This is a genomic window from Stappia sediminis (assembly GCF_009826895.1).
In the GTDB taxonomy this organism is placed as follows: domain Bacteria; phylum Pseudomonadota; class Alphaproteobacteria; order Rhizobiales; family Stappiaceae; genus Hongsoonwoonella; species Hongsoonwoonella sediminis.
Map to the genome: position 1 here is coordinate 22,124 of NZ_WUMV01000008.1, position 25,871 is coordinate 47,994.

A 25,871-nucleotide genomic window follows, 5' to 3' on the forward strand; every position below is an offset into this window, starting at 1 on the left:
CCGGATTTCGATGGGGCGTTATTTCGCCGGCTTGATGAAATAGGCCAGCGTCTCCTCGTCCGCACGCGGCGTGACGACGACCTTGTCCTTGTTGCCCGCCCAGACGGACTGAAGGACGACGATGGAGATATAGGCGCGGTCGGCCATGGTCTTTTCCATCGCCTGCTCGAAGAGCGCGCGGCGCTTGTCGGCGTCGAGTTCCTGCGCGCCTTCCTCAAGCAGCCGGTCGACCTCCTCGTTGTGGTACTCGATCCGGTTGAAGGCGCCCATCTTCACCTCGTCATCCGGCGAATGGGCCAGCGAGCCGAGCGTGTAGGAGGCTTCACCTGTGAGCGTGCCCCAGCCGTTCATGAAGACGGAATACTCCTTGCGCGCCTGCGTCGGGAAGTAGACGGTCTTGGAGATCGCGTTGACATTCGTCGCAATGCCGACCTGCGAGAACATCTGGCCGAGCGCCTCGCAGATCGCGCCGTCGCCCGGAAGCCGGTCGTTCGTGCAATAGAGGTCGATCTCGAAACCGTCCGGATAGCCCGCTTCCGCAAGCAATGCCTTCGCCTTTTCGGGATCGTATACCGGCGCGGGGATGTTTTCCGAAGAGCCGAAGAAACCTTCCGGCATCATCTGGTTGGCGGGCGTGCCGAGGCCTTCCAAAACGATCTCGACCATCGTCTCGCGGTCGATCGCAAGGTCGATCGCCTCGCGCACCCGGGAATCGCGCAGCGGGTTTTCGGCAAGCTTGCTGCCGTCCTTGGCGCGCACCTTCGGCGTGTCCTCTCGCTGGTCGAGCTGGAGGTTCATCACATAGACGGAATCGCCAATGAAGGTTGCGATATCGGGATCGCTGTCGAGCGCCAGATAGTCGGCGGAGGAGACATAGTTGATCACATCGACATCCCCGGCCTTCAGGGCTGCCAGACGCGATGCGTCGTCGGAAATTTCCTTGCGCGTCACGCGCTCCCAGGGCGCAGGGCCGCGCCAGTAATCGTCGAAGCGTTCGAGCACCAGGTCGCCCTTCGGCTCCCAGGACACGAATTTGAACGGCCCGGTACCGATCGCAGCCTTGCCGGAGTTGAAACCCTCGGCGGATGTTTCGGCGGTCGAATAGTCCTTCGCCGCGTCTGCGGAGACGATGAAGAGCCGCACGAAGTCGTAAGGCAGCGTCGCCGCCGGACCGTTCGTGTGGATGTTGAGCGTGTAGTCGTCGACGATCTCGACGTCGGCGACGCGGCGCACGTAGATCTCGGTCGTGGTCGGGCCGGTCACCTGCGGGATGCGCTCGATGGAGAATTTCACGTCCTCGGCGGTAAAGTCCGAACCGTCGTGGAACTTCACGCCCTCGCGCAGCTTGAATTCCCAGGTATCGTCGTCGACCGGCTTCCAGGAAACGGCAAGGCCGGGTTCGAGCTGCAGGTCGTCACCGGTCCACACCAGTGGATCGAAGATATGCTTCACAGCATCGGCTTGCGGACCGAGCGCGGAATAGTGCGGGTCCATGGATTCCGGGCCGCCGCGAACGCCGACCGTGAGTTCCTGCGCGCTTGCCGCCGTGGCCACGGCGCTGAGTGCTGCGGCGAAAGCGAAAGCTTTGGCATGTCTGTTCATGGCGTGATTGCTCCTCTCCCCTCTCGCGGCTCCGTGGGATCGCCGAAGGCCGCCGGACAACAAGTTCCATCTGGATTAATTCCAGATCATATATTTCCAAATGGAACTTGTTTATCTCACAATGATGGGCCATTCTGATGGCGTCAAGTCGATTTTGAGGTCGAGGGTCTTGAGGATGCAGTCTCGGCAAGGCAGGCAGGATCGTGAGGATTTTTCGCCCGGCGTAACCGGCGGACCGGTCGCGGCAGCCGGCCTCGACGAGATGACGGCGGCGAAGCTCTGGGGCAATCCCTGCTGGCTCACCTACCGGCTGAACTATCTCGCCCTTCGTTACAACGTGCCGCTCTACAACTGGGTGGAGCGCACTTATGGCCTGTCCCGGCCCGAATATGTCGTGATCTATTCGCTCGGGCTGAAGGACGGCGCGCTTGCCCGCGACATCGCCAATTCTTCCGGCTTTCCGCAGAACACGCTTAGCCGCGCGATCCAGAAGCTCGTCGGCCTCGGGTTGATCGAGCGCACGGCGGATGACGCCGACCGGCGCTGCAACGTCCTTCGCCTGACGAAGGAAGGGCGCGCGCTTTTCGAGGAATCCCTGCCTCGCTTCGTCGACTTCGAGCACATGATGCTGGAGGCTCTCGACGAGGATGAGCGCAAGACGCTTTCAGCCCTGATGGCCAAGCTCGTGCTTGCCTCCACGGGCTGGCCCGGCCGGATCGGCCGGGAAGAAAGCTCTCAAGAAAAAGCAAATTCATAAGGGAGACTGAAAAGTATGCGCATCAGCGACATGAACTGGATGGATGTCGAGAAAAGGGTCGCTGAAGACGATCGCTGCATCCTGCCCATCGGCTCGACGGAGCAGCATGCGCAGCTTTCGCTTTCCGTCGATTCCATCCTTGCCGAGCGTGTCTCGCTCGAGGCGGCCGAGCCGCTGGACATCCCCGTCTTCCCGGTCATGCCCTATGGCCTTGCGCCCTATTTCGCCGCCTATCCGGGCACGGTGACGCTGAGGGTCGAAACGCTGATTTCCGTCATCCGCGACGTCGTCTCCTCGCTGGAACGCTCCGGTTTCCGCCGCATCCTCATCGTCAACGGCCATGGCGGTAATCAGCCGGCGGGCGCCGTCGCCAACGAGATGATGCTCGATTTGCCCCATGTCAGCATAAAATTCCACAATTGGTGGAACGCCCCGAAGACATGGGCGAAGGTTCAGTCGGTCGATCCATCCGGCAGTCACGCCAACTGGATGGAAAACTACCCCTGGACGCGCCTTGCCCATGCGCCAGCACCTCGACCCGATACGCCAAAGCCTGCGCCCGACATGATCTCAACCAAGGCCGCGGCACCGGAGATCGCGCGCGACATTCTCGGCGACGGGGCTTTCGGCGGCGACTATCAGAAGGCCGATGAGATCATGCTCGAAATCTGGAAAACGGGCGTTGAGGAAGTGCGCGCAGCACTCGAGGGACCATGGCCGATCCGATCCTGATCTGGGGCGCCGGCGCCATCGGCGGCACGCTCGGCGCGTATTGGGCACGCGCGGGCGAGGATGTGCTGCTCGTCGATATCGTTCCCGAGCACGTCGAAAAATGCCGCAGCCGGGGCCTTTCGATCACCGGTCCGGTGGAGGAATTCAGGCAGGTCGTCCCCGCCGTCACGCCGGAAGAACTTTCAGGCGCATATCGCCGCATCGTGCTTGCCGTGAAGGCACAGGCGACCGCATCCGCCGCGCAAGCGTTGAAACCTCACCTTGCCGGCGACGGTTTCGTTCTGTCGGCGCAAAACGGCCTCAACGAACTTGAGATCGCCGAGGCGGTGGGGGCGGAGCACACCATGGGCTGCTTCGTCAATTTCGCCGCCGACTGGCACGGCCCCGGCGAAATCCTCTTCGGCAATCGTGGCGCAGTCGTCGTCGGCGAGATCGACCGCGCCATCCGCGAACGCACGAAGGAGATGCACCGCCTTTTGCAGACCTTCGAGCCGAACGCGGTGCTCACCGACGATATCTGGGCCTGGCTCTGGGGCAAGCTCGGCTATGGCGCAATGCTCTTCGGCACGGCGCTGACGAACGACTCGATGGCCGATAACTTCGCCGACCCCACCCGCCGCCCGGCGTGGCGCGCGCTCGGGCGCGAGGTCATGGCGGTCGCGGCCGCACGCGGCGTTTCGCCGAATGGCTTCAACGGTTTCGACCCGGCGGCCTTCGCGCCCGGCGCGCCCGATGCGGCGACGGACGCCTCCATCGCAGCCCTCGTCGAATTCACCAGCAAGACCGCCAAGACCCACACGGGCATCTGGCGCGATCTTGCCGTGAGGAAGCGCAAGACGGAAGTAGACCAGCAGATCGGCAAGATCGTCGAGCTTGCCAGCGAGGCAGGCATCGAAACGCCCGCCATGTCGGCCGTGGTCGATCTCATCCACGACATCGAGGAGGGCCGGCGCGAACAGTCGCTCGAAACGCTTCGGGAGTTGATTGCGCGATGCGGCTGAGTTTCGAGGGCAAGCGCGCACTTGTAACCGGCGCGGCTCAGGGTATCGGGCGGGCCATCGCGGCCAGCCTCAAGGACGCCGGCGCATCGCTCGTCCTTGCCGATATCGATGAGGCCGGTCTCGCCGAAACCGCCGGCAGCCTCAAAGCCAAGCACCATGCTCTCGATCTTGGAGAGCGTTCCGCCGTTCACGGCCTCATCGGAAAACTCGCCTCGTCCGGCAGCGCGCCCGACATCGTCATCCATGCCGCAGGCGGCACGCGCGGTCAGGCAGGCCGGCCGCTGGAAGAGATCGACGAAGCCTCCTGGCGCACGATCTTTGAGGCCAATGTGGACGCCGCATTCTGGCTCGCCCAGGCCGCAAGCCCGCATATGCGCGAAAAAGGATACGGGCGTTTCGTGGCGATTGCGTCGGGCGCGGGCCTGCGTCCCTCTCTCACGGGCATTCAAGCCTATACGGCGGCGAAACACGCGCTCGTCGGCCTCGTCAAGCAGCTCTCGCTGGAACTCGGGCCCCACGGCATCACGGTCAACGCAGTCGCCCCCGGCTTCGTGCGCTCCAATCCGACGACGGAGCGTCAATGGCAGGCGATGGGCGCGGATGGCCAAAAGCGCCTTGTGGAGTCGATCCACACGAAACGCCTCGGCACGGCGGAAGATATAGCAGCCGCCACGCTGTTTCTCGCTTCCGATGAAGCATCCTGGATCTCGGGCCAGATCCTTTCTGTCGATGGAGGCCGTTCATGAGCGATCCAGTCCTTGCCCGCCTTCAGGCCGACCGGGAAGGCATCGTCGCGCGCCTTGTCGAATACGCTTCGGCGCCCTCGGTCAGCACCGATCCGGCCTATCTCGACGGCATGAAGGCTGCCCGCGATATCCTGAAGGCCCGCCTCCAGACCGCCGGTTTCGACGCGGTTCAGGAACTTGAAGCAGGCGGGCATCCCGCCGTTTACGCCGAATGGCTCGATGCGCCCGATGCGCCCACCTTCATCGTCTACGGCCATTATGACGTTCAACCGCCCGATCCTCTCGAACTTTGGAAATCGCCGCCGTTTTCGCCGGAAATCCGTGACGGACGGCTTTTCGGGCGCGGAGTTTCGGACGACAAGGGCCCCGTCTCCATCGCCATTGAAACGCTCGCCACTTTTCTGGCTGTGGAAGGCCGACTGCCCGTCAACGTCCGCCTTCTGATCGAGGGCGAAGAAGAGGTCGGCAGCGCCACCCTCGGTGCGATCCTCGAAAAGCACCGCGGCCTTCTCTCCGCCGATGCCGTCATCTCCGCCGATGGCGCGCGCTGGCGGGCCGATCTTGCCAGCATCAACACGGGCTCGCGCGGAAACATGCGGCTCGAAATCGCGCTCAGGACCGCCGCCAAGGATCTCCATTCAGGCCGCTTCGGCGGCGCGGTGCGCAACGCGCTGCACGAGATGGCAGCCCTGCTTTCCTCGCTGCATCACCCTGACGGCTCCATCGCCATTGAAGGTTACACGCACGATGTCGCCCCGCTTGACGATGCCGAGCGTGCACGTATCGTCGCGCTCCCCTTCGACGAGGCCGATTTCTTCAAGGCAATCGGCGCGAGCGCCCACGGCGAACCGGGCTACCCGGCGCTGGAGCAGCTCTGGCACCGCCCGACAATCGAAGTGAATGGCATGTGGGGCGGTTATCAGGGCGCGGGCTCCAAGACGGTGACGCCGGCCGAAAGTTTCGCGAAACTCACGACCCGTCTCGCACCCGGCCAGGACCCGGCCCGCGCGGGCGAGTTGATCGAGGAACATCTTCGCCGCCATTGCCCGGATGGCGTGGAGCTTTCCATCGACCGGAGTGATTCCGGCACCGCCGCCTATACGCTGCCAGCCGGTCACCCGCTGCTTGCAGCCGCCGAGCAGGCGCTGGAAATCGCCCTTGGCACAGCGCCTGTCAGGGTACGCACTGGCGGCACGCTTCCCCTATCCGATATCGTGCGGCGCGTGCTCGGTCTCGATACAATAATGATGTCGTTTTCGACAGCGGATGAGGATTTCCACGCTCCGAACGAGTTTTTCCGCCTGTCGGCGATAGACGACGGCGTAAAGACCTGGGTCGCCTTCCTGCGTCTGCTCGCGAACCAGACGCCCGAAAACTACGCGCCCTTCAAGCAAAGCCGGTGAGCGCGCCCGCCACGGACACGGTATCGGGCGGCAATCTCAAGGGCGCGCTGCTTCTCATGCTGGCCGGTGCCGTCTTCACCGGCGAGGTGATGTTGGTGCGCCTTGCCGGCGAGACGGCGGCGACCGCGCAGATCGTCTTCTTTCGCGCGCTCGCCCAGCTTCTGCTTGGAACCGCGATGGTCGTCGCCTCGCGCGGCGCCTTCGCCACGCACCGCCCGTTCCTGCAGGTCACGCGCGGGCTGACCAGCCTCGGCGTCTGGTATCTTTATTACGTCAGCTTCCTGCTGCTCGACCTTGCGCTCGCATCCACGCTCACCTTTTCCACCTCGCTGTTCGTCACGCTTCTCGCCGCTCGCGTGCTGGGCGAGCGGATAGGTATGGCGCGATGGGCAGCGACGCTAATCGGCTTTGCCGGCGTCGTCATCGCCTCGGGTGCATCGTCCTCGTCCGTCGAACCCGGCGTCCTCGTCGGCATCGCCAGCGCGGCCCTTGCCGCCGTGCTTGTGCTCCTGAACCGGATACTGGTGCGCACGGAAAAGACGCCGACGATCATGTTTTACATCGGCGTGGTGACGACGCTCGGCACGCTGCCTGTCGCCTGGGCCAACTGGCAGCCTCTCAGCGGGGAAGTCTTCACCCTGCTCACCTGCGCCGGGCTCGTCGGTGCCTCCGGCATGTGGCTCACGATCGAGGCTTATCGCGCGGGCGAGGTTTCGGCTCTTGCGCCGTTCCCGTATCTTCGCCTCGTCTTCGCGGTCGCCGCCGGTTACGCCGTCTTTGCCGAAGTACCGTCAGCAAACACGCTTGCCGGCATGGCCGTCATCGTCGCCACCACGATTTATGTCGCCCGTTCGGAGCGTCGCCGCGGCCTTGCCGCGCCGCATCGATAGCCACGATGACATCACGCCGCGAGGGTGGCAAACACCTGACGGGCGGGCGGGCGGTTATTCCCGACGCCGCTTGAGGTGATAGAGCGCGCTCAATGTTCTACAATGGGACAGACATCCGAAACGGGGAGATCGGGTCATGCGTTTCGTCCCGGAAAATGTCTCGACCGCCATCGCTCGCGCCGCGCTAGCGTCTTTCATGACCGTGACGGGCCTTGCCTGGCAGGCGCCGCCGGCCATGGCGATCGATGTCTTCGACATTCTGCGCTTACCGCCCGTCTATGTGGAGCCCGCGCCGCGACGCCGCGCCTATCCCGCGCCACGACGGGTGCGGCCAGCACGCCCGGCCTATAATTCCGCGCAGGTGCGGCAGGTCCAGAGCATGCTCAACGATCTCGGCTATGACGCCGGCCCGGTCGATGGCGCTTATGGAGGGCGCACGCGTTCGGCCCTTTCGCAGTTCCAGAGCGACTATGGCCTTTCCGCGAATGGCAGGATCAACCAGCAGAGCGTTTCCACGCTGACGGCCGTCTGGCAGCGTTCGGGAGGATCTCCGCCGCAAACGGCGTCTCCGCGAACGGGCAGTGGCGGTGGTACGCCGCTTCAGGCCCCCGCCGCATCTCTCGGCGGCGGACAGGCATCGGGAAGCGACGGGACCGCACAAGCCGCCGGCGCCAATCTTTCGGCGGAAGAGGTACGTCAGCTTCTCATGAACGCCCGCTTTCGCCATGTCGCCGACGACGGTACGGGAGGGACCTTCTTCCTGAGCCCGGACGGCACGATCTCCTCGCATATGGACGGTGCGCCCATGGGCCAGATGGGCAAGTTTTCGATCAAGCCGGACGGACGCATCTGCTGGGATGTTTCGCGCATCAAGGGGTGCTTCCGCTATTATCGCGACAACGGCCAGCTTCGGGTACGCCGCGAGGATGAGGAAAGCACGATGGAGCTTGGCCGCGTCGAGGTAACGGGCGGAGCCGCCTTGCCCGAAACCGCCGCGAGCAGCGCGCCGCAACCGGGTGTCGCGCGAGCGCCCGACCGCTTCACCAGAACGCACATCCGCCAGATCCAGGCGGCACTTGCAAGCGAGGGGTATGACGCGGGGCCGGCGGACGGGGTTCTGGGGCGCAAGACGCAAGCGGCCATCGCCCAGTACGAAGCCGCCAACGGGCTCGAAATCACCGCGGAACCAAACCGTGCGCTTTACGAAGCGCTGATCCTCGGCGGCTCCCGCCAGACAAGCACGGAACCCGGGCCGTTGCAGGCGAATGTGCAATCCGGCTTGCAATCCGCCACCGCTCAGGACGTTCCCGCCCAAAGTGCGCAGGCGCCCGGCGATGGGAGCGCAACCGTCGATCTGACAATCCTCGGGAAGCCGTTCAACCTCAGGCTCGCCTTTGCGGCAGACGAGCCGATCAACCGCGATCCGGCGGAAGTGGCGACGCATTTCCCGCCCGACCTTGCAGCCGCCAGCGACGGCATTTCGAGCGACGACGATATCCTCGCCGTAATCGAGGAACGGGCGTGGGCCGAGCAGTCGCTCTACTGGGAAGAATTCGAAGCGCTTCTGGAGGAGCGCTCGCAAGGCGTTGCGCAAAAGGACCTCAACCAGGTCGAGGAGGATCTTTTCCTCGCCTTCCAGAGCGGAGAAGGTGCGGCGATTTCGCCGGAGATGCAGACGCTGCACGATGAGCAGCTTGCGCTTTACCTCGTTGCGCGCGGCTTGCGCCAGAAGCTCGGCTATCAGGAACCTTCCGGCGGAGACCATTTCACCGTGACAGGTCTGTCCGAAGATGTGCGCCAGAAATTCAAGAGCCAGGGCTTCGACCCCGAGGAAGCCTACCGCAGCTTCCGTCTGCTTCGCGCGGCCTATCGTGTGGGTGATGCGGGGCTCCTGAGCTGGGCCGCCGCCTATCCCGTCAAGCTGATTGACGGCGACGATACGAAGCCGCTGAAGAACCGGGCCGACATCGAAAACGCCGGCACGGACGTCCTGAACATGGCCCTTCGCGAGATCGTGCTGAAGCAGAAGTTCGCCGACATGTTCGTGCGCGATCAGGGCGCGATGTTCGGCAACGGCGAACTCTGGTTGACGCCGGCCTGCGAACAGGGGGCTTGCGAAAGGCTCGGCCTCGGGACGGTGAACGTGACCGGCATCGAGACCCGCGAGCCCATCCCCTTCCCCAGCGCGACGCAGGCGCCGCCGGGTTCAGCCGAAGCCACCCCGCAAGCGCCGCAAACGGACGAGCCCGTCACGACGGCCTCGATCCCGCGGGCGGAAATGACCACGGAGCCGCTGCGCTTCACGCCGGCACCGCAGTCGGATTACCGCTCCGCCCTTGCCCCCTTGCTCGACGGGCCGGACGGCATGGATCACGTCTCGATAGCGCCGTTCGATCTCGACGGCGATGGCGAGGTGGAGCTTGTCGCCAAGCTGACAGGCTCGCTCTGGTGCGGGGCGCAGAACTGCAACTATCAGATCTATGACGAAAACGGCGGCAGATGGGAGATGGTGAAGCCCTATCTTTCGCCCGACTGCGAGCAGGTGGTAACGACGACGGTGAAGAACGGCAGGCGGCAGATCCGCTCCTGCATGGGCGGATTGTTCTGAGGGTAACCTGCGATCCGCCGTTCCTGCCGGCCATGATGAGAGTACTATATAGAGGGGAATCGACGTCACGATAGGGAATGAGGAATGGCATCCAGACACGGAGCGATCACCCGCGCCGAGGCCTATTTCGACGAAGGAAGTTTTCAGGCGGATCTCGCCCGCCTCGTCGCCTTTCAGACCGAAAGCCAGAACCCCGCCCAGGCAGACGAGTTGCGGCGATACCTGAACGAAGCGATCCATCCCTGGCTGACGAGCCTCGGCTTTCATTGCGGGATTTACGAAAACCCCGATCCGCGCGGCGGACCGTTCCTGATCGGCGAGCGGATCGAGGATCCTGCCCTTGAGACCGTCTTCATCTACGGCCACGGCGACGTCATCCGCGCCCAGACCGACCAGTGGCGCGACGGGCTGCACCCCTTCCGCCTTGTGGAGGAAGGCGACAGGCTCTACGGGCGCGGCACGGCGGACAACAAGGGACAGCACCTGATCAACCTTTCCGCGCTCGCATGCGTTCTGGAAGAGCGGGGGCGGCTCGGCTTCAACGTCAAGGTATTGATCGAAATGTCGGAGGAAACCGGCTCGCCGGGCCTTGCCGACTTCTGCAGCGCCAACCGGGAGAGGCTTTCCGCCGACGTGCTGATCGCGTCCGACGGTCCGAGGCTGCAGCCTGAAACGCCGACCATGTTCATGGGGTCGCGCGGCGGGGTGAATTTCGACCTTTCGGTCAACTTGCGCGAGGGCGCGCATCACTCCGGCAATTGGGGCGGGCTTCTGGCCGATCCGGCGACGATCCTTGCCCACGCCATAGCCTCGATCGTCGACCGGCGAGGGCAGATAAAGATCCCCGAATGGCGGCCGACGAGCCTGACGCCGGAAATCCGCAGGGTGCTGAAAGACCTGCCGGTCGAGGGCAACAGCGGACCGGCGATCGATCCGGACTGGGGAGAGGAAGGGCTTTCGCCCGCCGAACGCGTCTTCGGCTGGAATTCCTTTGCCGTTCTCGCCATGAAGAGCGGCGTTCCCGAAGCTCCGGTCAATGCGATATCGGGCTCGGCCAGCGCCCACTGCCAGCTTCGCTATGTCGTCGGCACGGATGCGGACGATATCCTGCCGGCGCTTCGCCGGCATCTCGATGCCAATGGCTTTGAAATGGTGGAAGTGACGCCGGCTGACAGGCTGTTCTTCCGCGCGACAAGGCTCGACCCCGACAATCCGTGGGTGACGTTCGTGGCGGAATCGCTGAAGCGCACCTCCGGCAAGGCGCCGCACATCCTGCCGAACCTGGCAGGCTCGCTTCCGAACGATACGTTCTCCGAAATCCTCGGCCTGCCGACCGTCTGGGTGCCGCATTCCTACCGCGGCTGCTCCCAGCATGCGCCGGGTGAGCATGTGGTGAAGGAAACTTGCCGCGAGGCGCTCGGGCTCATGGCCGGTCTCTTCTGGGATATCGGCGAGCGCTAATCCAGCGTCTGGCGGTAGCGGCTCAGCGATATCACGATAACGACGGCCGCGATTGCGCCGATCGCCGCCATGTCGGATGCGATGTCCGCAAGTCCCGCCCCCTTCAGCATGACTTTTCGCGTGATGCGCAGGAAGTGGGTCGCGGGGATCGCGCTGCCGATCGCCTGCGCCCAGCCGGGCATTCCGGCGAAGGGAAAAAGGAAGCCCGACAGCAGGATCGTCGGAAGCAGGGTGAAGAAGGAGATCTGCATCGCCTGCATTTGCGAGCGAGCGACGGTGGAGATCAGGAAGCCGACCATCAGGTTGACGGCGATGAAGAGATTGAAGCCGATAAAGAAGGCAAGCGGACTGCCGAGGAACGGCACATCGAAGAGGAACCGCGCGGCAAGCAGAAAGACGGCGGTCTGTACATAGCCGACGAGAATATAGGGGATGATCTTTCCGAACATCACCTCCAGCGGGCGCACGGGCGTTGCAAGCAGCGCCTCCATCGTGCCGCGTTCGCTTTCGCGCACGATCGCAACCGCCGTGATCATCACCATGGTCATGGAAAGGATCACTCCAAGCAGCCCCGGCACGATGTTGATCGGCGTCTCGCTTTCGGGGTTGAACTGGCGGTGAACCGTGACCGTGAAGGGTGCTGCCGGACGCGGCTCCGGCTGGCGTGCGCCGGTAAGCGATTGGGCTACGGCCGCATCGACGATGCCGGTAAGCGCCGCGACAGCACCACTCGTCGCCGTGGGATCGGACGCGTCGGCAGCGAGCAGGATGTCGGGACTCAGGCCCCGCAGGACGTCGCGCTCGAAGTTCTGCGGAATGACGACGACGAAATTCGCCGTGCCGTCGCGCAGCGCCCGGTCGCCTTCCTCGCGGCCCGTGACGGCACCGAGAAAATCGAAATAGTCCGACGTCTGCATGCTTGCCAGCACGGCGCGGGTGATCGGGCCGCTGTCGTCCATTTGAACGAGTGTCGGCAGATGCTTCGGATCGGAGTTGATCGCGTAGCCGAAAAGCAGGAGCTGCATGACCGGGATGCCGATCATCATGGCGAAGGTGACGCGGTCGCGCCGCATCTGCACGAATTCCTTGATGAGGACCGCGCTGAACCGGGCGAAGGAGAGGGAGATCATTGTGCGCCCCCGGGAACCGCGAAATTGTCCCGCGCGCCGGCCATCAGATAGATGAAGGCCTCCTCCAGCCCCGCTTCGCGCGCCGTCCACTTGTGCGTGCCGCGCTTGATATGTTCATGCGCGACCTCGTCGAGGGCCGCCTGGTCGGTACCCGAGACATGCAGCACCGGGCCGAAACGGGCGACCTGGCCGACCCGCTCGTCTTCGCGCAGTTCCTCTTCAAGCGCGGAGATATCGCCGCCTTCCACCTGCCACGTGTGCAGGCCGATGATGTTCGGAATTTCGCCTGCGGGGCCGGAAATCAGCCTTCTGCCGTACGCGATATAGGCGATGAAATCGCACTGGACGGCTTCGTCCATATAATGTGTGGAAACGAGAACGGTGACACCTTTCGCCGAAAGCCTGCGGATTTCGTCCCAGAAGTCGCGCCGCGCCTTGGGGTCGACGCCTGCCGTCGGCTCGTCGAGCAGCAGAAGGCGCGGTTCGTGCAGCATGCAGGCGGCTAGCGACATGCGCTGCTTCCAGCCTCCGGAAAGCGTGCCGGCCAGCTGGTCGGCGCGGTCCTTGAGCCCGAGGTCGTCAAGCGCCTTGTCGACACGGGCGGTGCGATCCTTCAGGCGGAACATGCGGGCCATGAAATCCAGGTTCTCGCGGATCGTCAGGTCCTCGTAGAGCGAGAAGCGCTGGGTCATATAGCCCACATGTTCCTTGATCCGGCGCGATTGGGTGAGGATATCGTAGCCGAGGCATTCGCCCTCTCCGCCATCGGGCACGAGAAGCCCGCACATCATGCGAATGGTCGTCGTCTTGCCGCTGCCGTTCGGCCCCAGAAAACCGTAGATCGAGCCGCGCGGGACATCCATGTCGAAACGGTCGACGACCGTCTTGTCGCCGAAACGCTTGGTCAGGCCCCTGACCGAAATGGCAAGGTCGGCGTTGTCGGTCATTGCTTACGCACCAGCGATACCGGCTGGCCCGGCATGAGTTCGCTGTCGCCGTCGATATGCGCCTCCGCGCGGAAAACGAGCCTTGCCCGCTCCTCCCGGCTGTAGATGATGGGCGGGGTATACTGCGGGTCGGTAGCGACGAAGGTGACGGCGACTTCCAGGCCCGGCGGGCAGCCGTCGCAGGAAACCTCGAGACGGTCGCCGAGCTTGAAGGAAATGCGCTCCGGCTCCGGCAGGAAGAAGACGACCTTGCGCCGGTTCGGAGGCAGGATCGAAAGCACCGGCGCGCCGGCGGTCGCAAACTCGCCGGCATAGAATAGGACATCCTCGACGCGGCCCGAAACGGGAGACGCCATCACCCGGTCGTCGAGGTCGGAGCGGGCCCTGTCGGTTTCGGCGACCGCGGCATCCACGGCGGCGCGGGCGGCGGCAAGCTGCGCGTCGCGGCCCGGCAGTTCTGCGACCTGCAGGCGGGCTTTCAGTTCGGCGATTTCGGCTTCGATCTTGTCGAGGTCGGCGCGATGCGTGTCGACGGTCGCCTGCGCCACAAGTTCGCGTTCAAGAAGGGATGTGGAGCGATCCAAGGTCTTTTTCGCAAGCACCCTCTCCGCCTGCGCGCGGGCAAGGGAGGAGCGGATGACCTCAAGCTCCGGTTCCCGGCTTCCGGTCTGAAGGTTGTCGAGGTTGGCGCGGGCTTCCGCGACGCGCGCCTTCGCGGCCTCGAAGGCTGCCCGCTGGGTCCGGTCGTCAAGGATGACCAGTACCTGGCCTTCCGTAATCGCATCGCCTTCCTCCGCCTTGATGTCGGTAATCTTCCCAGGCATCGACGGGGCGATATAGACGAAATCCGCCTCGACATAGCCGTTATAGACGGGCTCCGGCGTGCCGAAGAAGCTTGCGTATATCGCGGCAAGGGCTGCAAGTGCCGAATTGAAGAACTCGCTCATCGCGCGCCATTCCTTTCCGGCGCCAGGCCTGCCATCAGGATTGTCAGGTGGTTGTCGACCAGCCGGTCGATGGCAAGTCCATCTTCGGGCCTTATCCCGAAAACCTCGTCGAGCAGGACATGCATGAACAGCGGGCCGATGACGGTGCGCACGGTAAGTTCGGGATCGACATCCCGAATGTAACCGCCCTCCACCCCTTGCGCGATGAGGCCGGTCATCGCAGGCAAGGCCTTGTCGATAACCTCCTCGCGGTACATGCGCGCGATCTCGGGCACGGCGGCGGCCTCGCGGATGACGAGCTTCGGCACGGCGAAACCGTCCGGCCCCTTGATGGCGCCCGCCACCATCGTCAGGAATTTGCGGATAACGGGGCGCGGATCGCCGCGATGGGCCGCGATCATCTGAAGCGCGCTATCGGCGACCGGCACCACCGCTCGGCGGATCAGCCCCTCAAGCAACGCCTTCTTGGAAGGGAAATAAAGGTAGATCGCGCCCTTGGAGATGCCGGCTTCCTTCGCGACATCCTCCATGCGCGCGGGCGAAAAGCCTTTTATCGAAAAGAGCTTCAGGGCCGCGTCGAGGATATCGTCGGGCCGCGCTTCGGCACGCCTTCGGAATTTCGGCTTGCGTTTGGCCGCATCGGCGGTTCGGTTTTGGGCTGGTCTTCCGGTCATCTCCATATAAATAACTGACTGGTCAGTTATTTGCAAGACAATTCCTGAAAACTCTGCCCGGCTCGATATTTCCCTCTGCGGAACTCGATAATCTTTACGATGCATCGAAAGCGAATTCTCAAATCACTTCAACGTCATGTTTTTTTGAAATTATAATTTTCACAGACATTCTCATGTATAAAATCCATCCATTTCAAAATTTACGCATATTCCGAAATCTTCCTTTAAGTAATCTATGCGAGTCTGTTCCAGCTTGTACCAATGTTCGAAATGACGGGACGCGGCAGAAGGCTGCGTCCGTCACGAGGGGTTTTGCGGTGGAGTTTCCAACTCTCCTCTATCACGGCACCAGCGGCGAGTTCGCACGCAAGGCGTTGCGGGAGGGCCTGAGGCCACGCTCGCTGAATGCCGATGCGCAGGATGAGGGCAAGCTGTCCAATCCTGACTGCGTCTATCTGACGGATGCCTATCCGATCCATCACGCCGCGCTGACTTCAGCGCGTCATGGCGACCCTTACGCCGGCGTTCTGGAAATCGATGTGCTGAGGCTCGACAGCTCCCTTTTTCGCGGAGACGAGAGCGTCATCGAGCAGTTGAACCGCGATAGCGACGGCCTGTCAGGGTCGCGTGAGGATCGGCTGCGGCATTATCGCGAAAAGCTTGAGAACAATTTCGACGATGCCGTGCTGACGCTGGACCGCATGGGTTCGGTCGCCTATCACGGCCCGATCCCGGCGGAAGCGATCAGCCGGATCGCCATTCTCCAGGCCGATCCGCCGATCCTGCCGGTGTCCTGGGCAAGGGACATCTCGGTCTCCGTCGCCAACTATCATTTCGTATGGATGCAGCAGTTCGCCGTCACCGAATGGGTGATGAACGACCGCTGGCCGCGTTTCGACCAGACCAACGACATCTATCGTTTCTGGCTCGGCGAACTGATGAACTACGACAGCCGGCAGGGCATCAAGGTCTCGGAAGCCCCGCGCTACCTCGCCCCGGCGGACGTGGTGAATGCGTGAAGCGGAACCGGCACACCGCCGTTACGCATCCTTTTCCTCGGCGACGAGATCGAAACTGCCGACGCGGAATCGGTCGCTCAGCCACAGCGCCAGGCGCTGGTAGGCCGTCAGGCCGTTGCGCGTTTCCATGACCTGCCTTGCGAGCGCCGGTTCGTTGGTGATCAGCCCGTCCACGCCCATCGAGATCATGCGCGACATCGTCACAGGGTCGTCGACCGTCCAGACGTAGACCTGCTTGCCCGCATCATGCGCCCGCCTGATAAGGCCAAGCGAAACCTGCCCCGTGTTGACGGCAAGGAAATCCGCCTCCAGACCCGCGAGGTTTCCGATCGCCGTTGCCGCCAGCACCCCATAGCGCCACTCGGGGCGCAGCGCCTGCATCTTCCGGATGCCGTCGTATTCCAGCGACATGACGGCGACGTCATCCGCCATCGCCGTTTCTTCGACGATACGGACCACCCGCGCTTCGAGGTCGACGTCATGGCCGTAGTACTTGAGTTCGATGATCACCTTGCCGCGCCCCTTCGCCGCAAGCAGCACCTGCCGCAGCGTCGGCGTTCGTTCCCCGGAATAGGCCGGATCGAACCAGCTGCCGATGTCGATTTCGCCGATATCCGCCATCGTGGCGTCCCAGACCTTCATGTCGACACCGGCGAGCTTCATGAAGTCGCTGTCATGGGCGACGACCACCTCGTCATCGGCGGTTTCCTGAACGTCGATTTCCACCCAGTCGGCGCGGTCCTCCATCGCTTTCTCCACGGCGGCCATAGTGTTTTCCGGGCGGATGCCGGCGGAACCGCGGTGCGCGATGATCTCGACGGTGCGATCCGCGCCGATCTCGTCCAGCAGGCCGCCGCCGAGATATATTCCGCCCGCGATGGCGGCAATCAGACCCGCCGGAATGACGATCTTCGGAATCGGCGAGCTGAGGGCAGGCTCGCCCGCGAATATCTCGACATCGGCAGCCGGTCGGGCTTCGTCTTCCGTCACGCGCATGTAGATGCGGTTCAAAAGATCGGCGAGAGCGCCGTTCGAAAGGGCCGACAGCAGGGCATTTCCCGCCGCCAGAAGCAGCAGGATCGAAATCGTGGCCGAGGCCGCCAGGTGAAGGTTCCCGCCGAACGCGCCGGGCAGGATGTTGATCAGCGCTCCGGCAATCGCCGCCACCGTCGCCGCGAGTGCGCCGCGTACCAGCGCCCAGGCGATGATCGCCGTGACGAGCGCGCGCTTGTGCCCGGCAAGCCGTTCCGCGCTTCGCCGGAAGACTTCCCCCGCCGGCGCGTTGCGGAGGAAAAGAAGGTGCAGCGATATCGCCCAGCCCGACAGCCGCCAGACGAGCACCAGCGCCAGCGCCAGCACGATCACACCGATGATTGCCGCCGCCACCACGAAGTCGGGCGGCCAATAGGTGAGGTAGTAGTTGATGTCGTATTGCCCGAGCGTGAAAAAGGCGATGGCGGCGGCCACGCCAAGAAACGGCACGGCGATCAGGAGAATGCGCAAGGTCAGGCGCGCCGCGAAGCCGAACAGCGCGGCCGATCGCCGGTAAATCAGCGCTAGCCCGAATGCGATCGCGCCGCGCGCGCCATGTTCGCCCCGGCGTATGATGCCGGTCATGATCGCGATATCCATCACGGCGCCCGCAATCAGCAGGCAGGCAACGGCAAGCGCGGCCGCCGCGCCTGAAGGCGTAAACAGGAACCAGGCGATTTCCTGGTCCGTCAGCGCGTCGCGTCCCTGCGTCGCGATGGCGAGCGCAAGGATGAGGCTCGCGAGCGGAACGACGACCGCCAGCACGATGAGACGAACCAGGAGATACGTGGTCAGCAACGGCCAGACGAAGCCGAGCGCCTTGCGGTAACAGTCGAGCGCCTCACGCGCCGGCGCAGCGGTTTTCATCGTATCTCGCACCTCTTCCCGGCCCTCGTTTTAATCATTTCGCAAAGGTCAAGTCGTCTGTTCCAGGCCCCCTTGAATTGATGACCACGGTAACTCGTTTATAAATTCTTGGCATCTGGCATGAACCCTACGTGATGGACCCATAGTAAGCCGGAGCCGCCGACCGATGAACGACGACTATCGCGCCGAGCCGACACCAAGCCACCGTTCACCGGGCCGACCTTCACCGGGTCAACCTTCACCCGCCAGCCTGTCGGTGGATGCCCATCCGCCCCGAAGGATCGCCGAACTCGTAGAAGAGGTGGGGGTCGGGAAAGCCCGCATGGCGCTTTTGCCCATGGCGCTCCTCGCCTTTCTGGCCGGCGTCTATATCGCCATCGGCGCGATGCTCTACACGCTGGTGATGACCGATCTTCAGGCGGGATTGGGCGTGGGCCGGTGGATCGGCGGCATGGCATTCTCCCTCGGGCTCGTTCTGGTGGTCGTGGCGGGCGCGGAACTCTTCACCGGCAACAACCTGATCGTCATGGCGCTTGCCGCTCGGAAGATCACCACGAGGGAACTCCTGCGCAACTGGAGCGTGGTTTACGCGGGCAATTTCGCAGGCGCGGTGGCCGCCGCCCTGCTGGTCTGGGCCGCCGGCACCTATGGGATCGGTGGCGGGCGTGTGGCGGAAACGGCGAATGCGATCGCCGCGGCCAAGGCCGGTCTGCCGTTCGGCGAAGCGCTATTGCGCGGAATTGCCTGCAACGTGCTGGTCTGCCTTGCGGTCTGGCTTTGCTATGCCTCGCACAGCGTGACGGACCGGGTTCTGGCCATCGTCTTTCCCATCGCCGCCTTCGTCGCGTTGGGTTTCGAGCATTCGGTGGCCAACATGTATTTCCTTCCCGTCGCCATGCTGCACGACGCCGAAGGCGTGACGGCGGCCGGCCTGATCGCCAACCTGCTGCCGGTGACTATCGGCAACATGATCGGCGGCGGAGCCTTCGTCGCCGGTGTCTACTGGGTTATTTACCTGCGCAAGAACTGACGCCCCTTGTGCGTTTGATGGCAGTCGCAAAAATTCCAAGGACGCATTGTGAAGTCGCTGTTCCGGCGCCCCGAATAGGCGTGAAGAGCGATTGTCAAAAATACGAATGCCCGCCGTAGATGCATTCGCTTGAAATATGCGCGATTTCGCGCAAGTGAGTAGCGCATCGAAAGGTGTTGGGTATCAATTACGTAGCGGCGAACGGCGTGGAAAATGATTTCTAAATCTGATTAAAGTATTAACAATATAATTGCATTTTTTAACTTATTTTTGATAAAGTATTCTCGATTGCAGGCAATAATTGAAATATAATTACCTGCAATCGTCACGATAGAGTGATTTTAAGGGAGTCGATCTCATGAAAACGCTTACGTTGACGATCGCCGCTGCTGGCCTGCTGGCCATGTCGAGCGCCTCATTTGCAGCTCCGAATGCGAATTCTCAGACGACAGGAAACCCGGGAAACGGGAACCAGGGGTGTGAAAACACGAATGGTGAAGTCGTAGCAAAGAACCCCGGAAAATACTTCCAGGCACAAGAAGAATATAGAGGTTATACAAGGAAAGAATTGTTCGATTGGTTGAGAAACGAAACCAATCTCGGCGAAGATAATCCGAACGTTGTTGCGGATTGGATTGCTCGAGATTGCGGTACGCCGGATTGATCATATGCAGAATGCTGTAACTTCGACATGGAATCTGAAGTTAAGCTAAACCTGCCTCTCCCATCCGGAAATATTACTGGCCAAGACAATGCCCCGAGGCGGGTTCCGCCTTGGGGCACTTGATGCTGGCACTGTACATTTGCTTGAGACTGACCGCGCTTGAGCCCGTAAAATATGGATCAATATTGCTTTCTGTTTATTGATCACTCACTCCTCAAGCACTCTATCGGCTCAAGTGCCGCGGCCCTTCGCGCCGGGTAGTAGCCGAAGAATATGCCGACGGCGCCGGAGAAGGCGATTGCCGCAAGCATCGCTTCCGGCGCGAGGAAGATCGGCCAGTTCGCAAGCCGCGCGATGGCGATGGAAACGGCGACCCCGAAGACAAGCCCGATCAGCCCGCCGAGCAGGCACAGGCACAGCGCCTCGATGAGAAACTGGTTGCGGATGTCGCGCCGCCGCGCGCCGACGGCCATGCGAAGGCCGATCTCGCGCGTGCGCTCCGTCACCGAGACCAGCATGATGTTCATGATCGATATTCCCCCAACGAGAAGCGATACGGAGGCGATCGCCGCCAGAAGCCAGGCGATGGTGCGTGTCGCCGCCCGTTCGGCGGCCATCGCGGCGGCCGGGTTGGTGACCAGGAAGTCGTCTTCTTCCCCGGGTTGCAGCCTGTGCCGCTGGCGCAAAAGGTCTGCGATCTGCCGTTCGGCGGGCTCCGTTCCCTCGCCCGGCCTTGCCTTGGCGAGAATATAGGCGACCGCTTCACGGTTGGTCTGGTGGGCGCTGCCGATGAGGCGCAGCTTTGCCGTTGAAATGGGAATGAAGACAACGTCGTCCTGGTCGCGGCCCGTTCCCGAGGGCCCCTTTTCGTCCAGAATGCCGATCACCCTGAATGGCACCTGAAGAATGCGGATGGATCCGCCGATGGCCTCGGTATTGCCGAAAAGCTGTTCGGCAACGGTGCGCCCGATCAGCGCGACCTTGCCTGCGGATGCCTCTTCCCCTTCGGAGAAATAGCGCCCCTGCGCGAGTGCCCATTCGCGTATGAAGAAATAAGCCGTCGTCGTACCGTTGACCGTGGTGTTCCAGTTCCGGTTGCCGGCCACGATCTGGACATTGCCGCGAATGGACGGCGCTGCGGCCTCCACGAGGGAAAGCTCCGAAATGGCGGTCGCATCGCTTTCGCTGAGCGTGTGGCCGCTTCCGCTTTCGCCGCGTGCGCCGCCCTGTCTCGACGTGCCGGGCTGAACCATCAGCACGTTGGAGCCGAGCGTGCGGATCTGTTCGGCCACTTGCGTTTGCGCCCCCTGCCCGACTGCGACCATGGTCACCACCGAGGCGACGCCGATAATGATGCCGAGCATCGTCAGGAGGCTTCGCACGGGATTTGCCCTGAGCGAGCGTAGCGCGATCTTGAGGCTTTCCAGCAGGTTCACGATACGGCCCCCGCTGCTTCGCGCTGCGCGTCGCGTGCGAAGATACGGTCCTCCACGGCCGCGTCCGATACGATGCGCCCGTCCTGGATGCGCAGGATCCGGCTTGCGTGGCGGGCCACCGCTTCATCGTGCGTGACCATGAGCACGGATTTGCCGAGCGTGTTCAGCTTCTGGAAAATCGCAAGCACCGTACGGCCCGTCGTGCTGTCCAGGGCGCCGGTCGGTTCGTCGGCCAGGATAAGTGCCGGATTGTTGACGACCGCGCGGGCGATGGCGACACGCTGCTGCTCCCCGCCCGAAAGCATGGCGGGAAGATGATCCATGCGGCCCGAAAGTCCGATGATTGATAGGAAGCGCCGCGCCAGTTCGCGGCGCTCGCGGCGTTGCATGCCCGCATAGACGAGCGGCAGTTCGACGTTTTCGATCGCCGAACTGCGCGGCAACAGATTGTAGGACTGGAAGATGAAGCCGATCCGGGCATTGCGCACTCCCGCCTGACGGTCCGGCGAAAGGCCGGTAACATCCTCGCCTTCCAGTATCAGCCGCCCCCCGGAGGGGCGATCCAGCAGGCCGACCAGGTTCATGAGCGTCGTCTTGCCGGAGCCCGAAGGGCCCATGATCGCGACGAACTCCCCGGCACCTATCGAGAAATTCACCGCGTCGAGCGCCGTCAGCGTTCCCGTTCCGGAAGCGTAGGTCTTCGTCAGGTTATGGGCATCGACGAGCTTCATGGGCCTTTCCGTCAGAAGCCGAGGCGGACGCCGAAGATATCGCGGCGGGTCGGCTGCTGGGCGATCTCGTTGACGATCACCTCGTCGCCCGGTTCGAGTGCGCCGGAAAGGACGGCGGTGCTTCGCGCGTCCGACGCCCCGGTCTCGATTTCCACCGGCTCGGGGTCGCCGTCGACAACCTTCCAGACGGTGTTCTTGCCGCCCCCTGCCCCGGCGCGCGCGCGCCCGTCGGGCGAGTAGCGCAGGGCATCGGTCGGGATAAGGTTTGCCGGCTCGCTTTCCATGACCAGTATCTCGACAAGCGCGGTCATTCCCGGCAGCAGCAGCAACGCCTCGTTTCGCGTGCGGATGACGACGGTATAGGTGACGACGTTCTGGATGACCTCCGGCGCTTTGCGGATCTGCACCACTTCGCCGGCAAAGCGGCGTTTGGGGTAGGCATCGACGCGGAAGCCCGCCTTCTGCCCGAGTTCGATCTTTCCGATGTCCGTTTCGTCGATGCGCGCATGAACCTCCATTTCCGAAAGATCCTGCGCGATGGTGAAAAGCGTCGGAGCCTCCAGGCTCGCCGCGACCGTCTGTCCGGCATCGATATTCCGGTCGATGACGATGCCGTCGATCGGCGAGCGGATGGTGGTGCGTTCCAGCTCGACTTCCGCAAGTTTCAGCGTCGCTTCCTTTTCCGGAATATCGGCGACCGAGTTCTGCAGTTCCGCCTTCTCGCGGGACAGTTCGGCCCGCGCGACGGCGAGATCGATTTCATGGGCGGAAAGATTGGCCTCCGCCTCCCGCAGTTCGGCGGCCGTGGCGAGATGAACGGCCAGCACCTCGTCGATGGTGCTTGCCGAAACCGTTCCCCCCGATCCAAGCCGCTGTTTGCGTTTCAGGTCGTTGTCGGCGGCCGTGAACTTCGCCTTGGCACTGTCCCGGCGCGCTTCGAGGACGGCGCGCATGGCCCCCGTTTTCCGCACGGTTTCCTTGGCGCGCTGGACTTCCGCCTCCTGGGTGCGGATGTCGGCTCGCGCCATCTCCAGCGCCGCCTTGGCCTGCGCGAGCCTCGCCTGGTAGCTCTGCTGGTCGAGGATGGCAAGCGGCTGCCCTTTTCGTACGGCGTCGTTGAAATCCGCCCGCAGGGTATCGATCTGGCCGGAAAGCTGCGAGCCCACCTCGACCGTCGTCACCGCGTTCACGGTCCCGCTGGAGGTCACGCTCTCATGCAGCCGTCCCTGGGTTACCGGCGCGGTGACGTAGGTGACGTTCTCACCGCCGCCGCTGGCGAAAGCGAAATAGGCGAGGACAAACAATGCCACCGAAATGGCGGTGATCATTCCAGCCCGCATAGAGTTCCCTTTTACCCTGTACTGAATGGAAACCGCTTGTGGAGTCCAAGCTTAATATCTCAACCATACAACTCAATAGCGCACTCGCTATTTCATGCCTGACAAATGTTTTAAAGAAAATACGCACCGCTGAACCGGTGTAACTTGGAAGCTGTTTCACGCTTGTCGGTGCCTGCAAATTAGGGACTGCCTCAGCGGATCTTTCTGTTTTCGCTGGTTTTTCGGATTTATGTTGCAGCGGCACATTACAGCCTGGAAGCTTCAGCATATGGGCATATTGTCAAAAATAACAATTTACGTAAGGTTAACTGACTTGATTCCCCATTATACAATGCTATAAGTGGATTTATAACAATCCTAATCACTGACATCACTAATTTAGATCAGAAATGATCTAAATTAGCCTTATACAATCCTTGTATAAGGCTTGGATGGGCTTGCTTTATAATTAATTCAAGTCCGATTATACAGGGAGGCCTTGTCATGAGGAAGTCATCTATTTTGATCTCTGCCGCAATCATCTTCGGTTTTACAGGCAGCGCATTAGCAGCTCCCAACGCGAATAGCCAATCCACCGGAAACCCTGGAAACGGAAACCAAGGTTGTGGCTATGGAGATCCTAACTTCTTCAAAAATCCGGGTGACCTTTTCAAGTTCATTAGGGAAAACAACGGACAAAACCCGAAAGAGTTCATCACTGAAAACATTATAATCGACGATCCGGAAACGGTCGGAGAATATCTCAATAATATCTGCAAGGGGACCGACCCCAGCTGATTATTCAGCGGGAACTTTTTCCTGCTTACCGAAGAACTCATACCGGGGTGTTCCCGGCCGGAAATCGGCTGTTCCACCTCCAAGTGAGCGAAAGTAGCGGCTTTTAACAAAAGCGACTCCACACGTAAATAACTTCAAATCCTGTTGCAGCCCAAGACCGGATTGCAACAGGATTTTTTACGTATTCAGCTTCAGGTTCTTTTTTCACACCCCGACAAGCGAACTCCTTGTTGCCTGCACCGCTCCCCAGAAATCTCCTCTATGCTAAATTCACGTTGGGAGAACTAGCCAATGGTGGAGCAGAGGAAGCTCGCCGCGATCCTTGCGGCGGATGTGGCCGGGTTCAGCCGGCTGGCGGGCGCCGACGAGGAGCGTACGCTCGCCCGGCTGCGCGCGCTGCGCAGTGACCTTATCGACCCGACGATAGCCGTCCACCATGGGCGCGTCGTGAAACGGACGGGCGACGGTGCGCTGGTGGAGTTCCGCAGCGTCGTCGATGCCGTTCGCTGCGCCATCGAGGTTCAGACCGCGATGGTCGAGCGCAATGCCGGCCTGCCGCCCGAACGCCGCATAGATTTCCGCATCGGCATTCATCTCGGCGACGTCGTGGAGGAAAGCGACGGCGACCTGATGGGCGACGGCGTAAACATCGCGGCACGCCTCGAAGGCATGGCGACGCCGGGCGCGATATGCCTTTCGGAAGACGCCTACCGGCAGGTGCGCTCGCGCCTTGATCTCAAGACGAGCGACCTTGGCGAGACGAAGCTGAAGAATATTTCCGAGCCGATGCGCGTCTATGCGCTGCTGGTTGGCGCAACCGGGCCTTTGCAGCCTTCGGGTCCTGCCGGTTCGGGCTCCGGCGGCGAAGTGGCGCTTTCCGACAAGCCTTCGATCGCGGTCCTGCCGTTCGACAATATGTCCGGCGATCCGGAGCAGGATTTCTTCGCCGACGGCATGGCCGAGGACCTGATAACCGAGTTGTCGCGCATGCCGTGGTTCTTCGTGATCGCGCGCAATTCAAGCTTCACCTACAAGGGCCGCGCGGTGGATATCAAGCAGGCCGGCCGCGACCTTGGCGCCGCCTACGTTCTGGAAGGGAGCGTGCGCAAATCGGGAAACCGGCTGCGCATCACCGCGCAGTTGATCGACAGCGCCACCGGCGCCCATGTCTGGGCCGAGCGTTACGACCGCGAGATCACCGATATCTTCGACATACAGGACGAGATCGCCCACGCCATCATCGCCGCCGTGACGCCGGAGTTCGTCTCGGCGGAGGTCCGCAAGACCCGGCGCAAGGATCCTGGCGAGCTCAGCGCCTGGGAATGCGTCATGCGCGGGCGCGCCCATATCTGGCGCATGTCGCGCGAGGACGGGCTGGAGGCGCGCCGGTTGTTCCAGCAGGCGATGGACCTTGCCCCCGGCAGCGGCCTCGGCGCCGCCGATCTTGCGCTGGTCCATCTCTACGAGGCGTTTTACGGCTGGAGCGCGGATCGCTCGGCATCCTTCAAGGCCATGCTGGCGACCGCCCAGTCGGCCGTTGAGGTCGACGAGCACGACCCCATGGCCCTGACGATCCTCGCGGTCGCGCAGCTTTTCTCGCGCGAGTTCGATGCAGCCCTTGAGACCGTCGAGCGCGCGCTGGCGATCAGCCCGCATTTCGCCGCCGCCATAGGCATGCGCGGCTCTTTGCTTGCCTGCGCCGACGAGCCGGACCTTGCGATCGCCGCGGTGAAACAGGCCGTGCGCCTCAGCCCGCACGACGGGTTTCTGCCCTTCTGGTACATGGCGTTGTGGTGGGCCTATCATGCCCTTGAGGATTATGAGGAAGCCGCCGCGCTCGCCCGCCGCGCGTGCCGCATCGCGCCGGGCAATCCGTCGCTCCGCCGTCAGCTCGCGGTTTCCCTCCATATGCTGGGAGACGAGGAAGCCGCCCGCAACGCGCTGGCGGAATATCTGAAGCTCATGCCGAACGCGACGGTTGCCGACGCACGCCATATCCCGAGCAAGAACCTTGAGCATCTTGAGCGTTTTCTCGACGCCTTGCGTGCGCTTGGCCTGCCCGAAGGGAACGGATGAA

22 protein-coding genes are annotated in these 25,871 nt (G+C 62.6%); 13 read left to right on the forward strand and 9 right to left on the reverse strand.

The window, feature by feature from the left end:
* Window positions 1-18: 18 nt before the first annotated feature.
* A complete protein-coding gene (locus tag GR183_RS16580; protein WP_160776793.1) occupies window positions 19-1,602 on the reverse strand; it encodes an ABC transporter substrate-binding protein in 1,584 nt (527 codons plus the stop codon).
* 175 nt (window positions 1,603-1,777) lie between these two features.
* Between GR183_RS16580 and GR183_RS16585 the strand changes: the two genes are divergently transcribed.
* The 8 genes from GR183_RS16585 to GR183_RS16620 all read left to right on the forward strand — a co-directional run bounded on the left by GR183_RS16585 (window position 1,778) and on the right by GR183_RS16620 (window position 11,200).
* Window positions 1,778-2,359 carry a MarR family winged helix-turn-helix transcriptional regulator gene (locus GR183_RS16585; protein ID WP_160776794.1) on the forward strand — a complete coding sequence of 194 codons (582 nt, stop codon included), beginning with the start codon at window positions 1,778-1,780 and terminating at the stop codon, window positions 2,357-2,359.
* 15 nt (window positions 2,360-2,374) lie between these two features.
* Window positions 2,375-3,091, forward strand: a complete 717-nt coding sequence (locus tag GR183_RS16590) for a creatininase family protein (protein WP_160776795.1) — start codon at window positions 2,375-2,377, stop codon at window positions 3,089-3,091.
* The gene (locus tag GR183_RS16595) at window positions 3,073-4,092 is read left to right on the forward strand and encodes a ketopantoate reductase family protein (protein WP_160776796.1); all 1,020 of its coding nucleotides are present in this window, start codon (window positions 3,073-3,075) and stop codon (window positions 4,090-4,092) included. Before GR183_RS16590 ends, GR183_RS16595 begins: the two co-directional genes overlap by 19 nt.
* Window positions 4,083-4,838, forward strand: coding sequence for an SDR family NAD(P)-dependent oxidoreductase (locus GR183_RS16600; RefSeq protein ID WP_160776797.1), 756 nt, complete (start codon window positions 4,083-4,085; stop codon window positions 4,836-4,838). Before GR183_RS16595 ends, GR183_RS16600 begins: the two co-directional genes overlap by 10 nt.
* Complete coding sequence (locus GR183_RS16605) at window positions 4,835-6,241, forward strand: dipeptidase (protein ID WP_160776798.1); 1,407 nt, start codon at window positions 4,835-4,837, stop codon at window positions 6,239-6,241. Before GR183_RS16600 ends, GR183_RS16605 begins: the two co-directional genes overlap by 4 nt.
* Window positions 6,238-7,131, forward strand: coding sequence for a DMT family transporter (locus GR183_RS22285; protein ID WP_208999891.1), 894 nt, complete (start codon window positions 6,238-6,240; stop codon window positions 7,129-7,131). Before GR183_RS16605 ends, GR183_RS22285 begins: the two co-directional genes overlap by 4 nt.
* 136 nt (window positions 7,132-7,267) lie before the next feature.
* Window positions 7,268-9,739: a peptidoglycan-binding domain-containing protein gene (locus GR183_RS16615; RefSeq protein WP_160776799.1), complete on the forward strand. Its 2,472-nt coding sequence runs from the start codon at window positions 7,268-7,270 to the stop codon at window positions 9,737-9,739.
* Between the two features lie 84 nt (window positions 9,740-9,823).
* Window positions 9,824-11,200: a M20 family metallopeptidase gene (locus GR183_RS16620; protein WP_160776800.1), complete on the forward strand. Its 1,377-nt coding sequence runs from the start codon at window positions 9,824-9,826 to the stop codon at window positions 11,198-11,200.
* Here GR183_RS16620 and GR183_RS16625 read toward each other — a convergent pair.
* From GR183_RS16625 to GR183_RS16640, 4 genes are read right to left on the reverse strand one after another with little or no spacing between them, the layout of a single operon-like run.
* Entirely contained in the window at window positions 11,197-12,330 is a 1,134-nt protein-coding gene (locus GR183_RS16625; protein WP_160776801.1) for an ABC transporter permease, read from the reverse strand. The genes GR183_RS16620 and GR183_RS16625 overlap by 4 nt on opposite strands.
* On the reverse strand, window positions 12,327-13,277 hold the full coding sequence (locus tag GR183_RS16630) for an ABC transporter ATP-binding protein (protein ID WP_160776802.1): 951 nt from the start codon (window positions 13,275-13,277) through the stop codon (window positions 12,327-12,329). The genes GR183_RS16625 and GR183_RS16630 overlap by 4 nt, the downstream gene beginning before the upstream one ends.
* On the reverse strand, window positions 13,274-14,224 hold the full coding sequence (locus tag GR183_RS16635) for an HlyD family secretion protein (protein WP_160776803.1): 951 nt from the start codon (window positions 14,222-14,224) through the stop codon (window positions 13,274-13,276). Before GR183_RS16635 ends, GR183_RS16630 begins: the two co-directional genes overlap by 4 nt.
* Complete coding sequence (locus GR183_RS16640; RefSeq protein ID WP_160776804.1) at window positions 14,221-14,898, reverse strand: TetR/AcrR family transcriptional regulator; 678 nt, start codon at window positions 14,896-14,898, stop codon at window positions 14,221-14,223. The genes GR183_RS16635 and GR183_RS16640 overlap by 4 nt, the downstream gene beginning before the upstream one ends.
* A gap of 317 nt (window positions 14,899-15,215) precedes the next feature.
* On the opposite strand from GR183_RS16640, the gene GR183_RS16645 reads away from it, so the two are divergent.
* Complete coding sequence (locus GR183_RS16645) at window positions 15,216-15,917, forward strand: RNA 2'-phosphotransferase family protein (RefSeq protein ID WP_160776805.1); 702 nt, start codon at window positions 15,216-15,218, stop codon at window positions 15,915-15,917.
* Window positions 15,918-15,938: 21 nt separating this feature from the next.
* On the opposite strand, the gene GR183_RS16650 is transcribed toward GR183_RS16645, so the two are convergent.
* Entirely contained in the window at window positions 15,939-17,816 is a 1,878-nt protein-coding gene (locus tag GR183_RS16650) for a glycerophosphodiester phosphodiesterase (RefSeq protein WP_160776806.1), read from the reverse strand.
* Window positions 17,817-17,982: 166 nt separating this feature from the next.
* Here GR183_RS16650 and GR183_RS16655 point away from each other — a divergent pair, with 166 nt between their 5' ends.
* Together GR183_RS16655 and GR183_RS16660 are read left to right on the forward strand one after the other, a co-directional pair.
* Window positions 17,983-18,846, forward strand: a complete 864-nt coding sequence (locus tag GR183_RS16655) for a formate/nitrite transporter family protein (protein WP_160776807.1) — start codon at window positions 17,983-17,985, stop codon at window positions 18,844-18,846.
* 358 nt (window positions 18,847-19,204) lie between these two features.
* Complete coding sequence (locus tag GR183_RS16660; protein WP_160776808.1) at window positions 19,205-19,510, forward strand: hypothetical protein; 306 nt, start codon at window positions 19,205-19,207, stop codon at window positions 19,508-19,510.
* 203 nt (window positions 19,511-19,713) lie between these two features.
* Here the strand turns inward: GR183_RS16660 and GR183_RS16665 are convergent, their stop codons facing one another.
* From GR183_RS16665 to GR183_RS16675, 3 genes are read right to left on the reverse strand one after another with little or no spacing between them, the layout of a single operon-like run.
* Window positions 19,714-20,946 carry an ABC transporter permease gene (locus GR183_RS16665; protein WP_160776809.1) on the reverse strand — a complete coding sequence of 411 codons (1,233 nt, stop codon included), beginning with the start codon at window positions 20,944-20,946 and terminating at the stop codon, window positions 19,714-19,716.
* Window positions 20,943-21,677 (reverse strand): ABC transporter ATP-binding protein, encoded by a 735-nt coding sequence (locus GR183_RS16670; protein WP_160776810.1) that lies wholly within the window; start codon window positions 21,675-21,677, stop codon window positions 20,943-20,945. The genes GR183_RS16665 and GR183_RS16670 overlap by 4 nt, the downstream gene beginning before the upstream one ends.
* Window positions 21,678-21,688: 11 nt before the next feature.
* Complete coding sequence (locus tag GR183_RS16675; RefSeq protein WP_160776811.1) at window positions 21,689-23,005, reverse strand: efflux RND transporter periplasmic adaptor subunit; 1,317 nt, start codon at window positions 23,003-23,005, stop codon at window positions 21,689-21,691.
* Between the two features lie 495 nt (window positions 23,006-23,500).
* On the opposite strand from GR183_RS16675, the gene GR183_RS16680 reads away from it, so the two are divergent.
* Both GR183_RS16680 and GR183_RS16685 read left to right on the forward strand, forming a co-directional pair.
* The gene (locus GR183_RS16680; protein WP_160776812.1) at window positions 23,501-23,794 is read left to right on the forward strand and encodes a hypothetical protein; all 294 of its coding nucleotides are present in this window, start codon (window positions 23,501-23,503) and stop codon (window positions 23,792-23,794) included.
* Window positions 23,795-24,085: 291 nt separating this feature from the next.
* Entirely contained in the window at window positions 24,086-25,870 is a 1,785-nt protein-coding gene (locus GR183_RS16685; RefSeq protein ID WP_160776813.1) for an adenylate/guanylate cyclase domain-containing protein, read from the forward strand.
* Window position 25,871 lies beyond the last annotated feature (1 nt).

Coding starts and splice junctions, on each gene's coding strand:
- GR183_RS16580 (WP_160776793.1), bottom strand. CDS start 1,602: ATGAACAGACATGCCAAAGCTTTCGCTTTCGCCGCAGCACTCAGCGCC.
- GR183_RS16585 (WP_160776794.1), top strand. CDS start 1,778: ATGCAGTCTCGGCAAGGCAGGCAGGATCGTGAGGATTTTTCGCCCGGC.
- GR183_RS16590 (WP_160776795.1), top strand. CDS start 2,375: ATGCGCATCAGCGACATGAACTGGATGGATGTCGAGAAAAGGGTCGCT.
- GR183_RS16595 (WP_160776796.1), top strand. CDS start 3,073: ATGGCCGATCCGATCCTGATCTGGGGCGCCGGCGCCATCGGCGGCACG.
- GR183_RS16600 (WP_160776797.1), top strand. CDS start 4,083: ATGCGGCTGAGTTTCGAGGGCAAGCGCGCACTTGTAACCGGCGCGGCT.
- GR183_RS16605 (WP_160776798.1), top strand. CDS start 4,835: ATGAGCGATCCAGTCCTTGCCCGCCTTCAGGCCGACCGGGAAGGCATC.
- GR183_RS16615 (WP_160776799.1), top strand. CDS start 7,268: ATGCGTTTCGTCCCGGAAAATGTCTCGACCGCCATCGCTCGCGCCGCG.
- GR183_RS16620 (WP_160776800.1), top strand. CDS start 9,824: ATGGCATCCAGACACGGAGCGATCACCCGCGCCGAGGCCTATTTCGAC.
- GR183_RS16625 (WP_160776801.1), bottom strand. CDS start 12,330: ATGATCTCCCTCTCCTTCGCCCGGTTCAGCGCGGTCCTCATCAAGGAA.
- GR183_RS16630 (WP_160776802.1), bottom strand. CDS start 13,277: ATGACCGACAACGCCGACCTTGCCATTTCGGTCAGGGGCCTGACCAAG.
- GR183_RS16635 (WP_160776803.1), bottom strand. CDS start 14,224: ATGAGCGAGTTCTTCAATTCGGCACTTGCAGCCCTTGCCGCGATATAC.
- GR183_RS16640 (WP_160776804.1), bottom strand. CDS start 14,898: ATGACCGGAAGACCAGCCCAAAACCGAACCGCCGATGCGGCCAAACGC.
- GR183_RS16650 (WP_160776806.1), bottom strand. CDS start 17,816: ATGAAAACCGCTGCGCCGGCGCGTGAGGCGCTCGACTGTTACCGCAAG.
- GR183_RS16655 (WP_160776807.1), top strand. CDS start 17,983: ATGAACGACGACTATCGCGCCGAGCCGACACCAAGCCACCGTTCACCG.
- GR183_RS16660 (WP_160776808.1), top strand. CDS start 19,205: ATGAAAACGCTTACGTTGACGATCGCCGCTGCTGGCCTGCTGGCCATG.
- GR183_RS16670 (WP_160776810.1), bottom strand. CDS start 21,677: ATGAAGCTCGTCGATGCCCATAACCTGACGAAGACCTACGCTTCCGGA.
- GR183_RS16675 (WP_160776811.1), bottom strand. CDS start 23,005: ATGATCACCGCCATTTCGGTGGCATTGTTTGTCCTCGCCTATTTCGCT.
- GR183_RS16680 (WP_160776812.1), top strand. CDS start 23,501: ATGAGGAAGTCATCTATTTTGATCTCTGCCGCAATCATCTTCGGTTTT.
- GR183_RS16685 (WP_160776813.1), top strand. CDS start 24,086: ATGGTGGAGCAGAGGAAGCTCGCCGCGATCCTTGCGGCGGATGTGGCC.